The organism is Bradyrhizobium sp. CCBAU 51745 (assembly GCF_028128715.1).
Lineage (GTDB): Bacteria > Pseudomonadota > Alphaproteobacteria > Rhizobiales > Xanthobacteraceae > Bradyrhizobium > Bradyrhizobium manausense.
This window is the reverse complement of sequence record NZ_LBJP01000007.1, coordinates 59,183-79,706: the sequence shown is the minus strand read 5'-3', so window position 1 is coordinate 79,706 and position 20,524 is coordinate 59,183. Positions and strand designations below refer to the sequence as shown.

Annotated in this window: 23 protein-coding genes; 15 read left to right on the top strand and 8 right to left on the bottom strand. The window is 64.7% G+C overall.

The window, feature by feature from the left end:
- Positions 1–37 precede the first annotated feature (37 nt).
- Entirely contained in the window at positions 38–322 is a 285-nt protein-coding gene (locus XH98_RS07665; RefSeq protein ID WP_271618268.1) for a DUF3551 domain-containing protein, read from the top strand.
- A gap of 9 nt (positions 323–331) precedes the next feature.
- Here the strand turns inward: XH98_RS07665 and XH98_RS07660 are convergent, their stop codons facing one another.
- Positions 332–1,312, bottom strand: a complete 981-nt coding sequence (locus XH98_RS07660) for a Bug family tripartite tricarboxylate transporter substrate binding protein (protein ID WP_271618267.1) — start codon at positions 1,310–1,312, stop codon at positions 332–334.
- Positions 1,313–1,521: 209 nt separating this feature from the next.
- Here XH98_RS07660 and XH98_RS07655 point away from each other — a divergent pair, with 209 nt between their 5' ends.
- From XH98_RS07655 to XH98_RS07635, 5 genes are all read left to right on the top strand, one after another.
- On the top strand, positions 1,522–3,336 hold the full coding sequence (locus XH98_RS07655; RefSeq protein WP_271618266.1) for a long-chain-acyl-CoA synthetase: 1,815 nt from the start codon (positions 1,522–1,524) through the stop codon (positions 3,334–3,336).
- A gap of 151 nt (positions 3,337–3,487) precedes the next feature.
- Positions 3,488–3,733, top strand: a complete 246-nt coding sequence (locus XH98_RS07650; RefSeq protein ID WP_220002324.1) for an acyl carrier protein — start codon at positions 3,488–3,490, stop codon at positions 3,731–3,733.
- The gene (locus XH98_RS07645; protein ID WP_271618265.1) at positions 3,720–5,102 is read left to right on the top strand and encodes a class I adenylate-forming enzyme family protein; all 1,383 of its coding nucleotides are present in this window, start codon (positions 3,720–3,722) and stop codon (positions 5,100–5,102) included. Before XH98_RS07650 ends, XH98_RS07645 begins: the two co-directional genes overlap by 14 nt.
- Entirely contained in the window at positions 5,095–5,817 is a 723-nt protein-coding gene (locus tag XH98_RS07640; RefSeq protein WP_271598972.1) for an SDR family NAD(P)-dependent oxidoreductase, read from the top strand. The genes XH98_RS07645 and XH98_RS07640 overlap by 8 nt, the downstream gene beginning before the upstream one ends.
- A 128-nt stretch (positions 5,818–5,945) precedes the next feature.
- Positions 5,946–6,161, top strand: coding sequence for a hypothetical protein (locus XH98_RS07635; RefSeq protein WP_271618264.1), 216 nt, complete (start codon positions 5,946–5,948; stop codon positions 6,159–6,161).
- 13 nt (positions 6,162–6,174) lie between these two features.
- Here the strand turns inward: XH98_RS07635 and XH98_RS07630 are convergent, their stop codons facing one another.
- The gene (locus XH98_RS07630) at positions 6,175–6,555 is read right to left on the bottom strand and encodes a hypothetical protein (protein WP_271618558.1); all 381 of its coding nucleotides are present in this window, start codon (positions 6,553–6,555) and stop codon (positions 6,175–6,177) included.
- 225 nt (positions 6,556–6,780) lie between these two features.
- Between XH98_RS07630 and XH98_RS07625 the strand changes: the two genes are divergently transcribed.
- Positions 6,781–7,932 (top strand): DUF3095 domain-containing protein, encoded by a 1,152-nt coding sequence (locus XH98_RS07625; protein WP_271618263.1) that lies wholly within the window; start codon positions 6,781–6,783, stop codon positions 7,930–7,932.
- Between the two features lie 211 nt (positions 7,933–8,143).
- Here the strand turns inward: XH98_RS07625 and XH98_RS07620 are convergent, their stop codons facing one another.
- Positions 8,144–8,584 carry a DUF2147 domain-containing protein gene (locus XH98_RS07620; protein WP_057752852.1) on the bottom strand — a complete coding sequence of 147 codons (441 nt, stop codon included), beginning with the start codon at positions 8,582–8,584 and terminating at the stop codon, positions 8,144–8,146.
- Between the two features lie 103 nt (positions 8,585–8,687).
- Positions 8,688–9,215: a GNAT family N-acetyltransferase gene (locus XH98_RS07615; RefSeq protein WP_271598969.1), complete on the bottom strand. Its 528-nt coding sequence runs from the start codon at positions 9,213–9,215 to the stop codon at positions 8,688–8,690.
- A gap of 234 nt (positions 9,216–9,449) precedes the next feature.
- Here XH98_RS07615 and XH98_RS07610 point away from each other — a divergent pair, with 234 nt between their 5' ends.
- The 8 genes from XH98_RS07610 (at position 9,450) to XH98_RS07575 (ending at position 15,980) form a co-directional block, all read left to right on the top strand.
- Positions 9,450–10,046, top strand: a complete 597-nt coding sequence (locus XH98_RS07610; protein ID WP_271598968.1) for a superoxide dismutase — start codon at positions 9,450–9,452, stop codon at positions 10,044–10,046.
- A 217-nt stretch (positions 10,047–10,263) separates the two neighbouring features.
- Positions 10,264–10,509 carry a hypothetical protein gene (locus XH98_RS07605; RefSeq protein WP_271598967.1) on the top strand — a complete coding sequence of 82 codons (246 nt, stop codon included), beginning with the start codon at positions 10,264–10,266 and terminating at the stop codon, positions 10,507–10,509.
- 2 nt (positions 10,510–10,511) lie between these two features.
- Positions 10,512–11,267 (top strand): metal ABC transporter ATP-binding protein, encoded by a 756-nt coding sequence (locus XH98_RS07600; RefSeq protein WP_057752844.1) that lies wholly within the window; start codon positions 10,512–10,514, stop codon positions 11,265–11,267.
- A 6-nt stretch (positions 11,268–11,273) separates the two neighbouring features.
- Complete coding sequence (locus tag XH98_RS07595; protein ID WP_271598966.1) at positions 11,274–12,143, top strand: metal ABC transporter permease; 870 nt, start codon at positions 11,274–11,276, stop codon at positions 12,141–12,143.
- Between the two features lie 2 nt (positions 12,144–12,145).
- Positions 12,146–13,009, top strand: a complete 864-nt coding sequence (locus XH98_RS07590; RefSeq protein WP_271598965.1) for a metal ABC transporter substrate-binding protein — start codon at positions 12,146–12,148, stop codon at positions 13,007–13,009.
- 66 nt (positions 13,010–13,075) lie between these two features.
- Positions 13,076–14,122: a CobW family GTP-binding protein gene (locus XH98_RS07585; RefSeq protein ID WP_271618262.1), complete on the top strand. Its 1,047-nt coding sequence runs from the start codon at positions 13,076–13,078 to the stop codon at positions 14,120–14,122.
- Positions 14,122–15,141 carry a WD40 repeat domain-containing protein gene (locus XH98_RS07580; protein WP_271618557.1) on the top strand — a complete coding sequence of 340 codons (1,020 nt, stop codon included), beginning with the start codon at positions 14,122–14,124 and terminating at the stop codon, positions 15,139–15,141. Before XH98_RS07585 ends, XH98_RS07580 begins: the two co-directional genes overlap by 1 nt.
- 122 nt (positions 15,142–15,263) lie before the next feature.
- Positions 15,264–15,980: an MgtC/SapB family protein gene (locus XH98_RS07575; RefSeq protein ID WP_271598963.1), complete on the top strand. Its 717-nt coding sequence runs from the start codon at positions 15,264–15,266 to the stop codon at positions 15,978–15,980.
- 530 nt (positions 15,981–16,510) lie between these two features.
- On the opposite strand, the gene XH98_RS07565 is transcribed toward XH98_RS07575, so the two are convergent.
- The 4 genes from XH98_RS07565 to XH98_RS07550 all read right to left on the bottom strand — a co-directional run bounded on the left by XH98_RS07565 (position 16,511) and on the right by XH98_RS07550 (position 20,406).
- Positions 16,511–17,953 (bottom strand): homospermidine synthase, encoded by a 1,443-nt coding sequence (locus XH98_RS07565; protein WP_271598962.1) that lies wholly within the window; start codon positions 17,951–17,953, stop codon positions 16,511–16,513.
- Between the two features lie 57 nt (positions 17,954–18,010).
- A complete protein-coding gene (locus tag XH98_RS07560) occupies positions 18,011–18,400 on the bottom strand; it encodes a RidA family protein (protein WP_271618261.1) in 390 nt (129 codons plus the stop codon).
- 146 nt (positions 18,401–18,546) lie between these two features.
- On the bottom strand, positions 18,547–19,134 hold the full coding sequence (locus tag XH98_RS07555; RefSeq protein WP_271598960.1) for a GNAT family N-acetyltransferase: 588 nt from the start codon (positions 19,132–19,134) through the stop codon (positions 18,547–18,549).
- 129 nt (positions 19,135–19,263) lie between these two features.
- Positions 19,264–20,406 (bottom strand): type III PLP-dependent enzyme, encoded by a 1,143-nt coding sequence (locus tag XH98_RS07550; protein ID WP_057752824.1) that lies wholly within the window; start codon positions 20,404–20,406, stop codon positions 19,264–19,266.
- Positions 20,407–20,524 lie beyond the last annotated feature (118 nt).

The following is a 20,524-nucleotide window of genomic DNA, read 5'->3' as shown; positions in this document are numbered from 1 at the left end:
CGGATCCGTCGACGCCACCGATTTGAGGAAATGTCCGATGCGCCTCCCACTCCTGTCTCTCACCGCCATTGCCGCGCTGTTCGTCGCGGCGGATGCCAGCGCCCAGACGTATGATCCGAACTATCCGGTTTGCATGCACGTCTACTCGGGCGCTACCGGTAGCGGCGGTGGCGGTGGCGGCGGCTGGTTCGAATGCACATTCACGTCGCTGGAGCAGTGCCGCGCCTCGGCATCGGGCCGCGCGGCCAGCTGCGACCTCAATCCGTACTTCGCTTTCAATGAGCCGCCGCCGGAACGCAGGCGTCACAAGAAGGTGTACTGAAGCGGCGAGCTATTCCTTCCTGATGCCCGATAGCTCGACCACCTTGCGCCATCGCTCGGTCTCGGCGGCGAGCATGCCGCCGAACTCGCCGGCATTGCCATGCAGCGGGATCGCGCCGAGTTCGGCAATGCGCGCCTTGATCTCGGCATCGGAGAGCGCCGTATCGATCTCGCGATTGAGCAGGTCGACGATCTCGCGCGGTGTGTCATAGGGCGCACCGACGCCGTAAAACGAGGATGTTTCAAAGAAGGGCAGCGTGTCCGCGATCGGCGGCACGTCAGGCAGGACGTCCGAACGCTCGCGCGTAGAGACGCCGAGCGCGCGCAGCTTGCCCGCGCGCACCAACTCGAAGGACGAGGTGACGTTGTCGAACATGCCCTGGATCTGGCCGCTCATCACGTCGGTCAGAGCAGGCGCGGAGCCGCGATACGGCACATGTGTGAACTGCACGCCGGCCATCGACTTGAACAGCTCGCCGGAGAGATGCAGCGAGGTGCCGATGCCCGATGAGGCGATCGACATCTTGCCCGGATTGGCCTTGGCATAGGCGATGAAGTCGGCGACGTTTCTCACCGGCAAGTCGTTGTTGACGATCAGCAGCAGCGGGATGCGTGCGACGCCGGCGACCGGCGCGATGCCCTTGGCGAAGTCATAGGGCAGCGCCGGATCGAACGAGGCGTTGATCGCGTTCGCGGTCGAGGTCAGCAGCAGCGTGTATCCGTCCGGTGCGGAGCTGATCACGGCCTGCGTTCCGATATTGCTGCCGGCGCCCGGCTTGTTCTCGACAATGAATGTCTGGCCGAGCCGGTCGGACAGCCGCTGGCAAATCAGCCGTGACAGCACGTCGGTTGCCCCGCCCGGTGCGTAAGGCACCACCCATTTCACGCTGCGCGAGGGATAGGAGGGGTTGCCGATCGCAAAGGCGCGCGGCGCTGCGAGCCCAGCCACAGCGCAGGTCGCGGTCTGAAGGAAACGTCGCCTGGTGATCATCGTGGCCTCCAGCTCATCGCGCGCGCCGCGCATCCGAATGGCTGGATTTGCTATCGCAAGAATCGCGCGCGGCCGCACGCCGATCCCGCCGGCTTGGTAAAGGATGATCGCGGTTAATCGAGAGCTAACCGGGTTTTACCTTGTCTCTTAACACCTGAGCAGGCCGCGCGAGATAAGCTGCCGGGACCAAGCGGATACCGCCCGAAAGAATGAACGGCATGACCACTGGTGTCATCGAGCAAGCCAAGGCCGGACGCGCGCCTTCGGCCTCAAAGATCTGGCTGAAGGCGATCGAGCTGACTGCGCGGATCGAGACGCTGCCCGGCCGCCTGTTCGCCGACGTCGTCGAGGATTGGGCGCGGCGCCAGCCCGACCGCGTCGCACTGGTCACGGACGATGCCACGCTCGACTATGACGGTCTGTCGAAGCGCATTATCCGCTATGCCCGCTGGGCGCGCTCGGTTGGCGTCGTCAAGGGCGACACAATCGGCCTGATCATGCCGAACGGCATCGATTACGTCGCGGCCTGGCTTGGCATCAGCCGGGTCGGCGGCGTGGTGGCGCTGCTGAACACCAAACTTGTCGGTCAGTCGCTCGCGCATTGCATCGATGTGGCAAAGCCCTCGCATCTCATCGTCGCGCACACGTTGACGGAGACGCTCGAGAGCGCGATTCCGCATCTAAAGACCGAGGCGAAAATCTGGACCCATGGCGATGCCCGCAGGGAGCGCGCGATCGATGTTGCCCTCGCCGCGCTCGATGACGGGGCGCTGTCGCCTGCAGAGCGCGACGACGTCACCATCGATGACCGCGCGCTGCTGATCTATACGTCGGGCACGACGGGCCTGCCGAAGGCTGCCAGCATCAGCCATCGCCGCATCCTCAATTGGGGCTTTTGGTTTGCTGGCCTTGCCGGCACGACGCCGCAGGACCGGCTGTATGACTGCCTGCCGCTGTTCCATTCGGTCGGCGGCATCGTCGCGCCGTGCAGCATGCTGGCCGCCGGAGGCTCGGTGGTGATCGCGGAGAAGTTTTCGGCGTCGAATTTCTGGCCCGACATCGTCAGGCACGATTGCACGCTGTTTCAATATATCGGCGAGCTCTGCCGCTATCTGCTCAAGGCGCCGCCGTCGGAATACGAGAACCGTCACCGATTGCGGCTCGTCTGCGGCAACGGCCTGCGCGGCGACATCTGGGAGGATTTCCAGTCGCGCTTCGCTATTCCCCGCATTCTCGAATTCTATGCGGCGACCGAAGGCAATTTCTCGCTGTTCAATGTCGAGGGCCAACCGGGCGCGATCGGCCGCATCCCGCCGCTGCTGGCGCATCGCTTTCCGGCAAGTCTCGTCAAGCTCGACCCCGACAGCGGCACGCCACTGCGCAATGACGAGGGATTCTGCATCGCCTGCGCCCGCGGCGACGCCGGCGAGGCGATCGGCCGCATCGGCAAGGCCGAGGACGGCGGCGGCCGCTTCGAGGGCTATACCGATGCTGAGGAGACCGAGAAGAAGATCTTGCGCGACGTCTTTACCAAGGGCGATGCCTGGTTCCGCACCGGCGATCTGATGCGGCTCGACGACAAGGGCTTCTTCCATTTCGTCGATCGCATTGGCGACACCTTCCGCTGGAAGGGCGAGAACGTCGCGACCTCTGAGGTCAATGACGCCGTGCGCGATTTCACCGGCGTGGTCGATGCCACGACCTATGGCGTCAGCATTCCCGGCACTGACGGCCGTGCCGGCATGAGCGCGATCGTGGTTAACGAGGGTTTTGACATCGAAGCGCTGCCGGCTCATCTCGCCCGGCGCCTGCCGGCCTATGCCCGCCCGGTTTTCATCCGTATCTCGCGTGAGCTCGATGCCACCGAGACCTTCAAGCAGAAGAAGGGCGATCTCGCCCGCGAGGGCTTTGACCCCGCCGGCATCGCCGAACCGCTGTACATGCTCGAGCCGAAATCCGGCGCGTATGTTGCGCTCGATCCAGGTGCATATGCGCAAGTCCTGAACGGTACGATCAGGCTGTAGGCGCGGCAAAATCGGCAGATAGGTCCAATTTTATCTGAATTGTCCAAGAGCCCATTTACTTCTGTCGGGTAAACAGGCCGGCATGGGAGGCGGTCATCAAGAGCCGCCGCAAGACACACGATCGATTAACTCAGGAAGAGGCGAGCCAGCCATGTCGGTAAGGTCCAAGGTCATCGAGGCGATCAAGCAGATCGCCAAGGAACAGAACGTCGCGCTTCCCGCGCTCACCGACGATCTGTCCCTGCATGAGACAGGCTTTGATTCGCTCGCCTTCGCGATCCTGGTCGCCCGTCTCGAGGACGAGACCGGTGTCGACCCTTTCACCATTTCCGAGGACGCCGCGTTCCCCGCCACCGTGGGTGATTTCGTGCGGGCCTACGAAAATGTCCCCGCGTGAGATCTTTGCGCTTCGGGACTATCTGAGTCCGGAGCTGACCGGGCGCACGCTGTCGGACGCTCATCATTGCGTTTCGCTGACAGATATCCTGTCGCAGACGGTCCTTGGCGGCCGCTTGTGCGAACTGTCCGGCCGCGCCGTCCTGTTGAAATTGTCCGACCAGCTCCGCTCGGGCCTTGCCATGATCGAGCTCGACGGCATCGCCCGTCGCATGCTGCTGTGCCCGCCCGACCTCAATCCGGCGCATCTTGACGCATTGATCGCCGATGCCGGGATCGATGCCGTCGTCACCGACGAGCCCGATCGCTGGGCCGACGCCGGCGTGTCGCTGGTCGTGACCGCACAATTGCCGCTTCGAGCCACCTCGCCCGCGAAGACCGAACGCGCAACCGAATGGCTGATGCTGACCTCGGGCACATCGGGCGTGCCGAAGATCGCCGGTCACACGCTGGAAGCGCTCACCGGCGCGATCGTTGCCGAAGGCCCTGCCAAGGGACCCGCGCCGGTCTGGGCCACGTTCTATGACATCCGCCGCTATGGCGGCTTGCAGATCTTCCTCCGCGCCATCCTCTCCGGCGGCTCGATGGTGCTGTCGGACCCGCCTGAAGCGCTCGCCGATCACGTTGCCCGGCTGAACGCGCGCGGGGTCTCCCACATCTCCGGCACGCCATCGCATTGGCGCAAGCTCCTGATGAGCGGCTCGGCCGCAAAGTTTGCACCCGGCTACGTTCGGCTCTCCGGTGAGATCGCCGACCAGGCCGTGCTCGATGGTCTGAAGGCAGCTTTCCCGAACTCTTCCGTCGGCCATGCCTATGCCTCGACCGAGGCCGGCGTCGGCTTCGCCGTCAATGACGGGCTCGAAGGTTTCCCGGCCGACTATCTCGGCAATCGCAACGGCGTCGAGATGAAGGTCGTCGATGGCTCGCTGCGCATTCGCTCGACGCGCACCGCGCACGCCTATATCGGTCGCAATGCCGCCGCGCTCACCGATGCGGACGGATTCGTCGACAGCGGCGACATCGTCGAGCTGCGCGGCGACCGCTATTATTTCGTCGGCCGCCGCGGCGGCATCATCAATATCGGCGGGCTCAAGGTCCACCCCGAAGAGATCGAGGCGGCGATCAATCGGCATCCCGATGTCAGGATGTCGCGGGCAAAGTCGCGCCGCAGCCCGATTACCGGCGGCATCGTCGTCGCCGACGTGATCCTCACTGAGGGCACCGATCCGGCACGCGCGAAGGAGATCCGCGACCAGATTCTGGATCAGTGTCGCGCCCAGCTCGCCTCGCACAAGGTGCCGGCAGTGATCCGCTTTGTCGAGGCGCTCGACGTCACCCCGGCCGGCAAACTGGCGCGCACCGATGCATAACGTTCTTGTCACCGGCGGCAGCCGCGGCATTGGCCTTGCGATCGGCAGGCGCCTCGTCGGCGCCGGCTACAACGTGATCGCGGCTGCGCGGCGCGAGAGCGACGAACTCAAGTCGGCGATCGCCGCCTCCGAGGGGCGTCTGCATTTCCGTGCCTGCGATCTCTCGGTGATCGATGCGATCCCCGCGTTCGCAAAGCTCGTGCGCGACGAATTCGGCCCGATTTACGGGCTGGTCAACAATGCCGGCCTCGGCACCGAAGGCCTGCTCGCCACCATGCACAATTCGGCGATCGAAGCGCTGGTGCAGCTCAACGTGCTGTCGCCGATCATCCTCACCAAATATGTCGCGCGCCAGATGATGGCCGACGGCGCGGGCCGCATCATCAACATCTCCTCGATCATCGCGACGACAGGCTATAACGGCCTTTCGGTCTATGGTGCGACCAAGGCGGCGGCGACCGGCTTCACCCGCTCGCTGGCGCGAGAGGTCGGCAAGCTCGGCATCACGGTCAACGCGGTTGCCCCCGGCTTCATCGATACCGAGCTCACGCACAATCTCTCCGACGAGGGTCGCAAGCGCATCGCCGGCCGTAGCGCGCTGCGCCGCCTGCCGGAGACCGAGGACGTCGCGCGTATGGTTGAATATTTGCTGGGCGAGGGCGGTCGCAACGTGACAGGCGCCGTGTTCACGATCGACGCCGGGAACACGGCCTGAGACGGAATCCCACCCGACAAAATGACGTTGATCCGGCGCAATGACAACGAGCCGGATTTGGTCGTAAGATGCCGCCTCATCGATTGGGTTACGTCAATCGAACTGCCCTAAAGGAAAGGGAGCAGTCCATGGCAACGCCAAGCGTCAAGGCTGCGATCAAGGGGCGGGGATCCGCGGAGCCATCGCCTGCGAAACTGGACGATGTGCGCTGCCCGCCGATGTCGCATCAGAATTCCGGCAGCCACGGCCACGAAATGTATCCGCAGCAATTCGTGCGGCTGATCGGCTGTCATGATCCTGCCCTCGACGCCTTGCGCAAGCGCGAGAGCGAAAAACTGCATTAGCGCGCGCCCGCGCCTACGTCTGGGGTTTCGGAAGATCGATCCGTGCGTGCGAGAATTCCGGCGGCCCCTCTGTCAGACGGCGAATGCGGCGTTCGCGTTCGTTGGCGGGCAGAGCGGGATCGAGCAGTCCCTCGATCTCGTGCACGGCGACCTCTTCGATCCTGGCGGCGTCGGACCCGACCGCGATGTGTGGTGACGTCGGCGCTGCCGGAGCGATCTTGAGACCCAGCTCGACCAGTTTGCAGATTGCGTCGGCGCGCGACAATTGCTGCGCCTCGGCCCAGGCGTCCACGGCCGCAGTCAGCCCTTCCGGCATCTTGACGGCGCTGATGATGTCCAGGCCGGTACGTCGACGTACCGGACGGGCGGAATCCTCGTTGTCGAAGTCAGACACCCCTGATGTCCCATGTGATCCATAGACAAGCCAACCGTAGGCGTGATCTCCGGCCGGCTGTTTGATGCCGATCAATGACGAGATGCGGCATTGCGGCACGGCGCGACCTTGTCGTCGGGCGCCATTTCAGCCAAAGATCGAGACCTCGAATGGGACACCCCGGGGTGAACCCCGATCCATCCTGCCACGTATCTCGTCTGACCTGAAACCAGACTGGCTTCTGCAATGAGCGCCGCATCCTTCTACGGCAGCATCCCTGTCTTCCGCGGCTTCACCAGCCTGATGGACCCGAAACTCTATTCGCCGCTGCCGGAGGATTGGAGCATCGGCGTCGCCGACATCGTTGATTCCACCAAGGCGATCGCGGCGCAGCGCTACAAGGCCGTCAACATGGCGGGCGCTGCCGTGATCGCGGCGGTGACGAACGCGCTGGAGGGACGCGAATTCCCCTTCGTGTTCGGCGGTGACGGCGCGAGCTTTGCGGTTGCGCCTGATGATCTCGAGCTGGCGCGCGAAGCGCTGGCCGCGACCGCGACATGGGTGCGGGAAGACCTTGATCTGAAGATGCGCGTCGCGCTGGTGCCGGTGAGCGCAATAAGGGCCCAGGGCCTTGATGTACGCGTTGCGCGTTTCGGTCCGTCGGCCAATTTGTCCTATGCGATGTTCTCCGGCGGCGGGCTCGCCTTTGCCGATGCGGCGATGAAGCGCGGCGAGTTCGCGGTGACCGAGGCGCCGTCAGGCACGCAGCCCGATCTCTCCGGCCTGTCCTGCCGCTTCGAGGAGATGCCGGCCTCGCGCGGGTTGATCCTGTCGGTGCTGGTGATGCCGGCTGCTGGGGCCGATCCGCTTGCGTTCCGCAAGGTGATCGAGGACATCATCCATCTGGTCGAGCGCAGTCCGGACGCGGGCCGTCCCGTGCCGCCGCAGGGGCCGCCGCTGAAATGGCCGCCGCAGGGGCTGGACTATGAGGCACGGGCGATGCGTGGCGGCTCCTTGTTCATGCGCCGCGCCAGCCTGCTCGCCTTTACGTTTTTCGCCTATGTCCTGATGCGCTTCGACATCAAGGCCGGCAGCTTCCTGCCAAAGGTCTACAAGCGCCAGGTGGTCGAGAATTCCGACTTCCGCAAATATGATGACGGCCTGCGCATGATCCTCGACTGCACACCGGAGCTCGAGCGCGCCTTGAGCGATCGCCTCGCCACCGCTGCGCGCGACGGTGTCGTGCGCTACGGTCTCTATCCGCAGGATGCGGCGATGATGACCTGCTTCACGCCCTCGGCGCTGCGCAGCGATCACGTCCACTTCATCGATGGCGCGCGCGGCGGCTACGCCTCGGCGGCGACGGCGCTAAAGGCGATGGCAGCCGCAGCGCGCTAGAGCATCATGAGATTAGGTTTCATTTGCCGCGACGTGGGAGGTGCGCTCCCTCCCCCGCTTGCGGGGGAGGGTTGGGGAGAGGGTTTCTCCGCAACGGGACACTCCCCCAGGGGAGAGAACCCTCACCCGGCGCGTTGCGCCGACCTCTCCCGCAAGCGGGAGAGGTGCACCGAGTCCGCAGCGGCTTGATTCATCCCAGTCTCATCGTGCTTTAGCGCGACAGGCGGCTCCAGGTCTCGCCGCCGCAGAGCGCGCCGACGCAGCCTTCGACCCGCAAGGTCTCTGCTCCCGTCACGGTGACGCTGCTGGCATAGGTATTGCCGTCGTCGGCATTGTAGATCTGGCCCGACCATTTGTTCGGTCCTGCGGGCTGCATGCCGGAGAACAGCGGCAGTCCGATCATCGATCGCTTGGCGAGCGCGGGATTGGGATTTTTGCTGTCGGTCGCGGGCTGGCCGGTCGCGGTGTCCGTGGGCTCGCGCAGCCAGACGATGTGGCCGCAGATGCCGCCGCCGCATTTGCTGATCTTGACGCGGGCATCGCCCGCCTGGGTGAGCCAGGTCCCGCTTGCCTCGGCGCTCTGCGCCATTGCGGTTGTCGCGCCCGACAGGGCAGCCAGAAGGACGGTGAGAACAGCAAATCTGCAGGACATGGGGGAGGGACCTCGGAATGGAGGCGTCTCCATAGCAGCAAATTCGAATCGTGCAACGCCTGATGGAATCAAATTCCCGCGCGCATTTGCCCCGGCGAATCTGTCACCAGGGCAGGCCGCACAGGTCGATGGTGCCGAGCGTCGGCGCGCGGACGACGTTGAAGACATAGGGCGCCATGACATCGAAGCGGATTCGTCCCTCCGGCTGCTCGCAATAGACCTCGCCCTTGAAGGGCAGCCAGCTGCGGGCCTGGTAGAACGCGGCGTTGTGCGGCTCGCAGAACAGGATCGCGAACTTCACGGCCTCATTGGCGCGCATCGTATGTACCGCCGCGTCGATCGCCATGGTCGCATAACCCCTGTTACGGCGATCCTCACGCGTGCAGACGCCGCCGATACCGCCGACATGCACCTTCTGCCCATTCCAGGTGACGGTGCGGAAGTAGATGCCGACATGGCAGACGAGCCCGTCCTCGGGCGTCTCGATCAGCACGCGCAAATCGGCATTGGCCCATTTGACGTGCCTCCAAGGCTTGTCTGCGAGCTGTTGCGGGCCCCAGACCGCCTGATGCAGCGGCTCGGCGGTCTTCCACGAGGCATCGCCGTTCAGGATGTCGATCTCGATGCTCATCGCCTTCTCTCTCGTATCTTCGCGTCGTGGTTGGTTCGTTCTCCCATAAGCGTCTCAAAGGCAATGATATTTTGCGGCTTGTCACGTTGCTGCGGTCGCTTGCGTTGATTTTATGCAATCCGGCCAAGCCGTCGCATCACGCAATTTCGCAAATTGGCGGTATTTAACAGCGGCGGAACCTTCTATAAGGGGTGACCGTTAGAACACGTTCCCACCAGTTGCGGACAAGAACCCATGACATTCACGCTGCCCCCACTCCCTTACGCCTATGACGCCCTCGGCCAGTTCATGTCGAAGGAGACGCTGGAATTCCACCACGACAAGCATCATCAGGCTTACGTCACCAACGGCAACAACGCGCTCAAGGGCACCGAATGGGAAGGCAAGTCCCTTGAGGAGATCGTCAAGGGCTCATTCGGCAAGAACCCTGCGGTGTTCAACAATGCCGGCCAGCACTACAACCACATCCACTTCTGGAGCTGGATGAAGCCCAATGGCGGCGGCACCAAGCTGCCGGGCAAGCTCGCGAAGAAGATCGACGAGGATCTCGGCGGCTTCGAGAAGTTCAAGACCGATTTCCAGGCGGCCGGCGTCGGCCAGTTCGGCTCGGGCTGGTGCTGGCTCCAGGTCAAGAACGGCAAGCTCGAGATCTCCAAGACTCCGAACGGCGAAAACCCGCTGGTGCACGGCGCCACCCCGATCCTCGGCTGCGACGTCTGGGAGCACTCCTACTACATCGACTATCGCAACCGCCGTCCGGACTATCTCAAGGCGTTCGTCGAGAACCTCGTGAACTGGGAATACGTCGAGTCCCTGTTCGAGAAGGTCTGAGCGTCATTCCGGGGCGCGCGGAGCGCGAGCCCGGAATCCATTTATCCATTCGGATTGACGCCGGATGGATTCTCAGGTGCGCAATTGCGCACCATAGCTCGGCGCTAACGCGCCGCCCCGGAATGACAAGAAAGGCGGTCGCTACGCGGTCGCCTTTTTGCTGCGTCGGCCCTTCCCTGCGGTGGACACCTGTAATGTTATAATATAACATCTCTGCATGGTTCCCGCCGCGTCCCACTCCCACCATCACGGCCACGCCCATGGTCATTCTGGCCACTCTCACGGCCACTCCCATGACCACGGGCATGACCACACCCACGCCCATGTCCATGACGCCGCCTCGCCGCATCCGGCCCAGGATGCGCCTTGGTCGATCCTGCGCATGACCATGGCCGGGCGCCTTGCGGCCGCTGTGGCCGTCTGCGCCGCGCTCTGGGGCATCGTCTTCCTGGCGATGAGGTGACCATGGCCCAGCTCGCATTCCGCAACGTCACGCTCGGCTATGACCGCCACCCGGCCGTGCACCATCTCAATGGCGAGGTCGCATCAGGTGCGCTCGTGGCCGTGATCGGCCCCAACGGCGCCGGCAAATCGACGCTGCTGCGCGGCATCGTCGGCATCCTGAGGCCGCTCGACGGCAGCATCCATCTCGGTGGGCTGGACGCCCGCGACATCGCCTATCTGCCGCAGAGCGCGGACATCGACCGCAGCTTCCCGATCTCGGTATTCGATTTCGTCAGCACCGGGTTGTGGCGCGCGGCCGGCCTGTTTGGCGGCATCGGCAGGGTTGCGCGCGAAAAGATCCTTCGCGCCATCGCGTCGGTGGGCCTCAACGGCTTCGAGAACCGGCCCATCGGCACGCTCTCGGGCGGGCAGATGCAGCGCGTGCTGTTCGCGCGCGTGCTGCTCCAGGATGCGCGCCTGATCGTGCTCGACGAGCCCTTCAACGCCATCGACAGCAAAACCATTGCCGACCTGCTCGCGCTGGTGAAGCATTGGCATCACGAAGGCCGCACCGTGATCGCCGCACTCCACGACATGGAGATGGTGCGCACCCATTTCAGCGAGACCCTGGTGCTGGCGCGCGGCCCCGTGGCCTGGGGACCGACCGCGGAGGTGCTGACGCCGGAGAACCTGATGGTCGCGATGCGGATGTGCGAGGCCTTCGACGACAGCGCCACCGCCTGCGCGGCTGACGATATCAGCTCGCGGGCGGCGTGATTCCAGATGATCTATGACGCGCTGATCGGTCCGTTCACCGAATTCGAGTTCATGCGGCGCGCGCTCGCCGCCGTCATCGCGCTGTCGCTGGCGGGCGCGCCGATCGGCGTGTTCCTGATGCTGCGGCGGATGAGCCTCGTCGGCGATGCCATGGCGCATGCGATTCTGCCCGGCGCCGCAATCGGCTTCCTGCTCTCCGGCCTCAATCTGTTCGCGATGACGGCCGGCGGCCTGATCGCGGGTTTTGCCGTCGCAATCCTCGCCGGCGTGGTGGCGCGCTCGACCGGGCTGAAGGAAGATGCATCGCTTGCGACCTTCTATCTGGCGTCCCTGGCGCTCGGTGTCACCATCGTCTCGATCAAGGGCACCAATATCGACCTGCTCCATGTCTTGTTCGGCAACATCCTGGCGATGGACGACCAGACGCTGCTGGTGGTCGCCTTCAACGCCACTGTGACGCTGCTGGTGCTCGCGGTGATCTATCGCCCGCTGGTGATCGAGAGTGTCGATCCATTATTTTTGCGCACCGTGAGCCGGGCTGGCGGCCCTGCGCATCTCGCTTTCCTCGCGCTCGTCGTCGTCAACCTCGTCAACGGCTTCCAGGCGCTCGGCACGCTTCTCGCCGTTGGCTTGATGATCCTGCCGGCCGGCATTGCGCGGTTCTGGTCGCGCGATCTCACCGTCATGATCTGCATCGCCGTGGTTGCTGCGGCAGTCTCAGGCTATGCCGGCCTCGTGCTGTCGTTCCAGACCCGCGTGCCCTCGGGCCCGGCGATCATCCTGGTGGCGACGGCGATCTACATCGCCTCGGTCCTGTTCGGCCGCGTCGGCGGCATCGTCAGGCAGATGTTTCCCGGCCGGCATCTGGAGGCGTGACGATGCGCGTCCTTTTGCTTCTGGCATCGCTGCTGATGGCCTCGCCACTGCAAGCGGCTGAACGGCTCAACGTCGTCGCGAGCTTCTCGATCCTGGCGGATTTCGTCCGCACGATCGGCGGAGACAAGATCAACCTGACGACGCTGGTGGGTCCTGACAGCGACGTGCATGTCTACACGCCGGCGCCGGCTGATGCGAAGCGCATCGCGGAGGCCCGGCTCGTTATCGTCAATGGCCTCGGGCTGGAGGGCTGGCTGCCGCGTCTTGTGCAGTCATCAGGGGCCAAGGCGCAGGTTGTCACCGCGAGCGCTGGCATCGCACCATTGAAGCTCGGCTCGGCCGCCGATCCGCATGCCTGGCAGTCCATCCCCAATGCCAGGATTTACGTCGCCAACATCACAGGCACGCTGGCTGCCACCGACCCTGATGATGCGGATGTCTTCCGTGCCCAGGCAAAAGCCTATCTGGAAAAGCTCGAAGCGCTCGACCGCGAGGTCCGCGAGGCCGTCGCAAAAATCCCGCCGGAACGGCGCAAGGTGATCTCGACCCACGATGCCTTCGGCTATTTCGCCGCCGAATACGGCATCCAGTTCATCGCGCCCCTGGGCGTCTCCACCGAAACCGAGCCCAGCGCACGGGACATCGCCACCATTATCGGGCAGATCAAGGCCCAAAAAATCCCGGCCGTTTTCCTGGAAAATATCAGCGATGACCGCCTGATCCGCCGGATCGCGGCCGAGACCGGCGCCAAGGTCGGTGGGACCCTGGTTTCGGACGGTTTGACCGGCGAAAAGGGCCCTGCACCCACTTACATTGACATGGTCAGGCACAATATAAAGGCCCTGACCAGCGCGCTTGACCATTAGGGCAGGGGCCACCCCTCGCGGCGACCCCGCCGTGCGTCGCGCGACAAGCCTACGTCCGGAGTTCTTATGTCTGAAGCGACCGCCTCCAAAATTCCCGTGACCGTGCTGACCGGCTATCTCGGCGCCGGCAAGACCACGCTTTTGAACCGCATCCTGTCGGAGAACCACGGCAAGAAATACGCCGTCATCGTCAACGAATTCGGCGAGATCGGCATCGACAACGACCTCATCATCGGCGCCGATGAGGAAGTGTTCGAGATGAACAATGGCTGCATCTGCTGCACCGTGCGCGGCGACCTCGTCCGCATCATGGACGGCTTGATGAAGCGCAAGGGCAAGTTCGACGCCATCATCGTCGAGACCACCGGCCTTGCCGATCCGGCGCCGGTCGCCCAGACCTTCTTCGTCGACGAGGACGTGCAGAAGAACGCGCGCCTCGATGCGGTGGTTACCGTCGCCGACGCCAAATGGCTGTCCGATCGGCTCAAGGACGCGCCCGAGGCCAAGAACCAGATCGCCTTCGCCGACGTCATCGTGCTGAACAAGACCGATCTCGTCACCAAGGGCGAGCTCGCCGAAGTCGAGGCCCGCATCCGCGGCATCAACCCCTATGCGAAGCTCCATCGCACCGAGCGCTGCTCGGTCGCGCTGGCCGACGTGCTCGACCGCGGCGCGTTCGATCTCGACCGCATTCTCGACATCGAGCCTGATTTCCTCGAGGCCGACGATCATGATCACGACCACGATCACCATCATCACGGCCACGACCATCACCACCATGATCACGGCCACGGCCTGAAGCACTATCACGACGAGGACATGCAGTCGCTGTCGCTCAAGACCGACAAGCCGCTCGATCCGAACGTGTTCATGCCCTGGCTGCAGAACCTGGTTCAGGTCGAGGGCGGCAAGATCCTGCGCTCCAAGGGCATCCTCGCCTTCCACGATGACGACGACCGCTACGTCTTCCAGGGCGTCCACATGATGCTGGAGGGCGACCACCAGCGGAAGTGGAAGGACGGCGAGAAGCGCGAAAGCCGCCTCGTCTTCATCGGCCGCGAATTGCCGGAGAAGGCCATTCGCGAAGGTTTCGAGAGCTGCATCGTTTCGTGATGAAAGAGTTTACGCCGCCTCCCGATTCCGCCTCGATCGTCTCCGTCACCGACCGCGTCAAGCCTGTGACGCTCGGCATGGGCGTGACCTCCGTGCACTTCCTTGGTCCCCGCGCCGCCTTCGCCGGTGGCGAGGAGAACGTTGCGTTCGTCGACGACAAGGGCGAAGTCACCAAGGTTGCCGTGCACAGCGGCGGCATTCTCTCGGCCGCCTCCGACGGCAAGCGTCTCATCATGGGCGGCGACGACGGCAAGGTCGTCGCGCTCGACGCCAAGGGCGAGGTGACGCTGCTCGCCACCGATCCGAAGCGGCGCTGGATCGATGCAGTGGCGCTGCATCCTGATGGTGCCTTTGCCTGGTCGGCCGGCAAGACGGCGACCGTTAGAAGCGGCAAGGCCGAGGAAAAGTCGCTCGACGTGCCCTCGACCGTGGGCGGTCTCGCCTTCGCCCCGAAAGGCCTGCGGCTCGCGATCGCGCATTACAATGGCGCCACGCTGTGGTTCCCGAACATGGAAGGTTCGGCCGAATTCCTGCCCTGGGCCGGCTCGCATCTCGGCGTCACCTTCAGCCCGGACAACAAGTTCCTGGTCACCTCGATGCATGAGGCGGCGCTGCATGGCTGGCGGCTGGCCGACAACAGGCACATGCGCATGACCGGCTATCCCGGCCGCGTCCGCTCGATGTCCTGGAGCGCCGGCGGCAAGGGTCTCGCGACCTCGGGCGCCGACACCGTCATCATCTGGCCATTCGCCAGCAAGGACGGCCCGATGGGCAAGGAGCCCGCGATGCTCGCGCCATTGCAGGCGCGCGTCGCGGTCGTCGCCTGCCATCCCAGGAACGACATCCTGGCGGCCGGCTACAGCGACGGCACCATACTCATGGTGCGGATGGAAGACGGCGCCGAGATCCTGGTCCGCCGCAACGGCACGCCGCCAGTGGCCGGGCTTGCCTGGAACGCCAAGGGCACGCTGCTCGCCTTCGCCGACGAAAATGGGGACGGCGGGTTGCTGGCGCTTTAATCTGTCATGGTTCAAGCCGTAGGGTGGGCAAAGGCGCTCTTGCGCCGTGCCCACGATCTTTTTTGGTTTGAGGGAGGCCGTGGGCACGCTTCGCTTTGCCCACCCTACGGCAGTTCACATTCATGCGCTTTCTGACGACCTTCCAGCTCGCCGACTTCGCGGACACGCTGGTCAGCCTGTTCACGGCCTTCGTGCTCGGCACACTGATCGGCGCCGAGCGGCAATATCGTCAGCGCACGGCTGGCCTGCGGACCAATGTCCTCGTCGCGGTCGGCGCTGCGGCCTTCGTTGATCTCGCCATGCATCTGGACGGTGCCGAGGGCGCGGTGCGAGTCATCTCTTACGTCGTCTCCGGCATCGGCTTCCTCGGCGCCGGCGTCATCATGAAGCAGGGCATGGACGTGCGTGGGCTCAACACCGCGGCGACGCTGTGGTCCTCGGCCGCTGTCGGCTCCTGCGCCGGCGCCGACATGGTCGCACAGGCCGCGGCGCTCACCGTCTTCGTCATCGCCGGCAACACGATGCTGCGTCCGCTGGTCAATGCCATCAACCGCATTCCGCTGAACGCGAAGGCGCTCGAGGCGACCTATTATTTCAAGCTCGCGGTTGCGATGGATGCCCTGCCTGACATGCGCGACCGGCTCGTCGACAAGCTCGAGGATGCCAAATATCCCGTCGCCGACGTCGAGGTTGTCGAGACCGGGGACGATCTCATCGAGATCGTCGCCGAGCTGGTCGCGACCGCGGTCGATCCGAACGAGCTCAATGCGGTGGCAACCGAGCTCCAGCACCTGCCCGGCGTCCGTCACGCCACCTGGGAAGTCAGCACGACGGATTGAGCCCGGTTCCCGCCTCTCCCAGCGCGGAACCCGCCGGCTCCAGTTTCGTTGATCCCGTGGACAAAGGCGGTGATCGACATGACCGGCCAGAACAACAAGCGAAACCTGAAGCTCGACCTCACAATCGCCTGCACGCTGTTCGCAGCGGGTGTCTTGGTGTCCGTGATGTCGCTGGCGCAAATCCGCGCCCAAAGCCGGATGGATCTGGCGCAGGCCACCCAGCCGCTTCAGGGCACGCCTTCCGACGACCAGACCAAGACGCCCGCAGAGGCAAAACCCGGCGGCGACCGGCCGACCACGCCAGCGCCCGAGCCCGCGCGCCCCGGGGGGGGGGGGGGGGGGGGGGGGGGCAGGGCGCGGCGGGAGCCGCCAAGCCCGCGCTGCCGCCGGCCCCGGCCGAGAAGATCGCGCCGCCGATCAAGGATAAGCAGTAGACAGCGCACGCGTTTTTGCCGCAGGCGCGCAATGGCCTGCCATTGCGCGGTCTACTGTGCATGGGGTTGTTTTCGCTGTTTTGTCAGCGAGCCCGCTCACCGCACCAGAATGTTCTTGAACTGCCAGGGATCGCTGGTGTCGATGTCCTCAGGGAACAGGCCCGGCCGATCCGTCAGCGGCGTCCAGTCGGTGTAAAAACCCTTCACCGGGCCGAGATACGGCAGCTGGATCTCCAGGAGGCGATCGAAATCAATCTCGTCGGCTTCGACGATGCCTTCGTTCGGATTCTCCAGCGCCCACACCATGCCGCCGAGCACGGCGGAGGTCACCTGCAGCGCGGTGGCGTTCTGATAGGGGGCAAGCTCCCGGGTCTCTTCGATCGAGAGCTGCGAGCCGTACCAGTACGCGTTCTTGTCGTGGCCGAACAACAGCACGCCGAGTTCGTCGATGCCGTCGACGATTTCGTCCTCTTCGAGGATGTGGTGCTTCTCCTGCATCTTGCCGGCGCGGCCGAACAGCTCATGCAGCGACAGCACGGCGTCGTCGGCCGGATGATAGGCGTAGTGGCAGGTCGGCCGGTAGATCGCCTTGCCCGATGCGTCCCGCACCGTGAAGTAATCGGCGATCGAGATCGACTCGTTGTGGGTAACGAGGAAGCCGTATTGCGCGCCGCGGGTCGGGCACCAGGTGCGCACGCGCGTGTTGGCACCGGGCTGCATCAGATAGATGGCGGCGCCACAGCCGGCCTCGTGGGTATGCGCATTCTCGGGCATCCACTTCTCATGGGTGCCCCAGCCGAGCTCGGACGGCTGCATGCCCTCCGACAGGAAGCCTTCCACCGACCAGGTGTTGACGAAGACGTCAGGCTCTTTCGGCTTCTTGGCGCGCTGGGTGTCGCGCTCGGCGATGTGAATGCCCTTGATGCCGGCCTGCCGCATCAGGTCGGCCCATTCGGCCTTGGTCTTCGGCTTCGGCGCATTGAGCTTCAGGTCGGCGGCGACGTTGAGCAGCGCCTGCTTGACGAAGAAGGAGACCATGCCGGGATTGGCGCCGCAGCAGGACACGGCCGTGGTCGAGCCGGCGGGGCGCGCCCGCTTGGCGGCCAGCGTCACCTCGCGCAGCGCGTAGTTGGAGCGGGCCTCGGGGCCCTTGGACGCGTCGAAATAGAAGCCGAGCCAGGGCTCGTTGACGGTGTCGATATAGAGCGCGCCGAGCTCGTTGCAGAGCTCCATGATGTCGGTCGAGCCGGTGTCGACCGACAGGTTGACGCAAAAGCCCTGGCCGCCGCCTTCGGTCAGCAGCGGGGTCAGCAATTCGCGATAATTGTCCTTGGTCACGGCCTTCTGGATGAAGCGCACATTGTGCTTCTCGCAATGCGCCCTGCGGCCCTCATCCTTGGGATCGATCACGGTGACGCGCGACTTGTCGTAATCGAGGTGCCGCTCGATCAGCGGCAAGGTGCCCTTGCCGATGGAGCCGAAGCCGACCATGACGATGGGACCGGTGATCTTCGCGTAGATCTGCGAGGGAGGGCTCATAAGTTTCTCCGGAACGTGCTGGCGGACATCTGGTGGGTGGATCAGGCGCGGCGCTTGTCAGACGCTGCGCCGCTTGGCGGTGACTTCGATCTCGACCTTCATCTCGGGCTTGGCGAGGGCGCTGACGACCAGCAAGGTCGCTGCCGGCCTGATGTCGCCGAGAACCTGGCCGCAGACGGCGAAGTGGGCATCGATGTAGCCGGCGTCGGTGACGTAGTAGGTCGCACGGACGATGTCGGCCATCTCGAAACCGCCCTCCTTCAGGGCCGCTTCGATGGTCTTGAAGCAGTTGCGTGACTGGCTCGTGACATCGGAGGGCATCGTCATCGTCGTGTAGTCATAGCCGGTGGTTCCCGCGACGAAGGCGAACTCGCCGTCGATCACGGCGCGGCTGTAGCCGACGCTCTTTTCGAGGGGGGAGCCGGTGGAAATCAGGCGACGGGGCATGGATTCGGCCTCGACTGAAAGGGGATTTCGTGGGGTTTATGGGCAATTTCCGGGCCCGCGCAACCCCAAAGGACGTGAGCTTAACGGAGACGCGGTCGGGCGAAGCCACCCAGTGCGGCTCCGGTCGTCGCCATCATGGCAAGTCCTTACGCCGCGCGCGCCTGGAGGGCGCGAACTACCCTCCGTTTGGGAAGGGCCGCGCCGGTCGGGACGATCATCCCTTCGGCGCCATCAAGCACACCGTCGGTGAACTCGATCGCGAGCAGACGGTCGCGCTCGAACGGGCCGGGCAGCAGCAGCGCGCCGGTCTTCTCGGCCGAGAAGCCGAAACGGGCGTAGTAGGGCGCATCGCCGAGCAGAATCACGGCGTCATGCCCGCGCGCCCGGGCGGCGGCCAGCGCTTGTTGCATCAGCGCGGCGCCGATCCCGAGCTCGCGGCAGGCAGGGTCCACCGCCAGCGGTCCGAGGACCAGAGCGGGCCTGCCTGCGGCGCTGACGTGCCACAACCGCACGGTTCCCACGAGCTTTCCCTCACGCACGGCGGCCAGCGCGAGGCCGGCGGCAGGTGCGCGTCCGTCGCGCAGGCGCTGGCAGGTGCGGTCATGGCGATCCTCGCCAAAGCAGGCATCCAGCAGCGCTTCACGGGCGGCGACGTCGACAGCCCGCTCGCTTCGGATCGCGAACGGAGCGGCTTTCGAGGTGAGGGCGACTTGTGGCTTCCGAAAAGCAGTCATGGCGCGTCAGTCCCCGCTTGAAGCCGCGCACCAAGGCACGCGAGCTCAAGCGTCGTCAGAATGGCAATGTCGGGTAAGGAGCCGGCAAGCCGGCTCCCGGGTTCGTCGTGCCTCGGAGCAGCGAGGCGCTTAGATGTGGTACGTCTTCAGCGGCGGGATGCCGTTGAACGCCACCGCCGAGTAGGTCGACGTATAGGCCCCGGTGCCTTCGATCAGCAGCTTGTCGCCGATCTCGAGCGTGACGGGAAGCGGATACGGGGTCTTCTCGTACAGCACGTCGGCGCTGTCGCAGGTGGGGCCGGCGAGCACGCACGGGGTCATGTCCGCGCCGTCATGCGGGGTGCGGATGGCGTAGCGGATCGACTCGTCCATGGTCTCGGCGAGACCGCCGAACTTGCCGATGTCCAGGTACACCCAGCGCACCTCGTCCTCGTCGCTCTTCTTCGAGATGAGCACGACTTCGGATTCGATGATGCCGGCGTTGCCCACCATGCCGCGGCCTGGCTCGATGATGGTCTCCGGAATCTGGTTGCCGAAGTGCTTGCGCAGCGCGCGGAAGATCGAGCGGCCGTAGGTGACGACCGGCGGCACGTCCTTCAGGTACTTGGTCGGAAAGCCGCCCCCCATGTTGACCATGGAGAGGTTGATGCCGCGCTCGGCGCAGTCGCGGAACACCTGCGAGGCCATTGCCAGCGCGCGGTCCCACGCCTTCACCTTGCGCTGCTGTGATCCGACATGGAACGAGATGCCGCACGGCTCGAGGCCCAGACGCTTGGCGGCGTCGAGCACCTCGACCGCCATCTCCGGGTCGCAGCCGAACTTGCGCGACAGCGGCCATTCGGCGCCGGCGCAGTCATAGAGGATGCGGCAGAACACCTTGGCGCCGGGAGCGGCGCGGGCGATCTTCTCGACCTCGGGAACGCAGTCCACCGCGAACAGGCGAATGCCGAGCGCGAAGGCGCGCGCGATGTCGCGCTCCTTCTTGATCGTGTTGCCGAAGGAGATGCGGTCGGGCGTCGCGCCGGCGGCCAGCGCCATCTCGATCTCGGCGACGGTCGCGGTGTCGAAGCAGGAGCCCATGGAAGCCAGCAGCGACAACACTTCCGGCGCCGGGTTCGCCTTGACGGCGTAGAACACGCGGCTGTCGGGCAGCGCCTTGGCGAAGCTCTGGTAGTTGTCGCGCACGACCTCGAGGTCGACGACGAGGCACGGCTCGGTGTCGAGACCTTCCTTGCGGCGGTTACGCAGGAATTCCTGGATTCGTTCGGTCATGGCACTCTCCAACGGTCCCAGCGACAGGATCCGCATCAACGTGACGTCGGATAAGAGTGCTTCGGCCACATCGCGCGATGGAGGCGCGCTGAAGCCAAAAGACTCAAACCAGACTGTG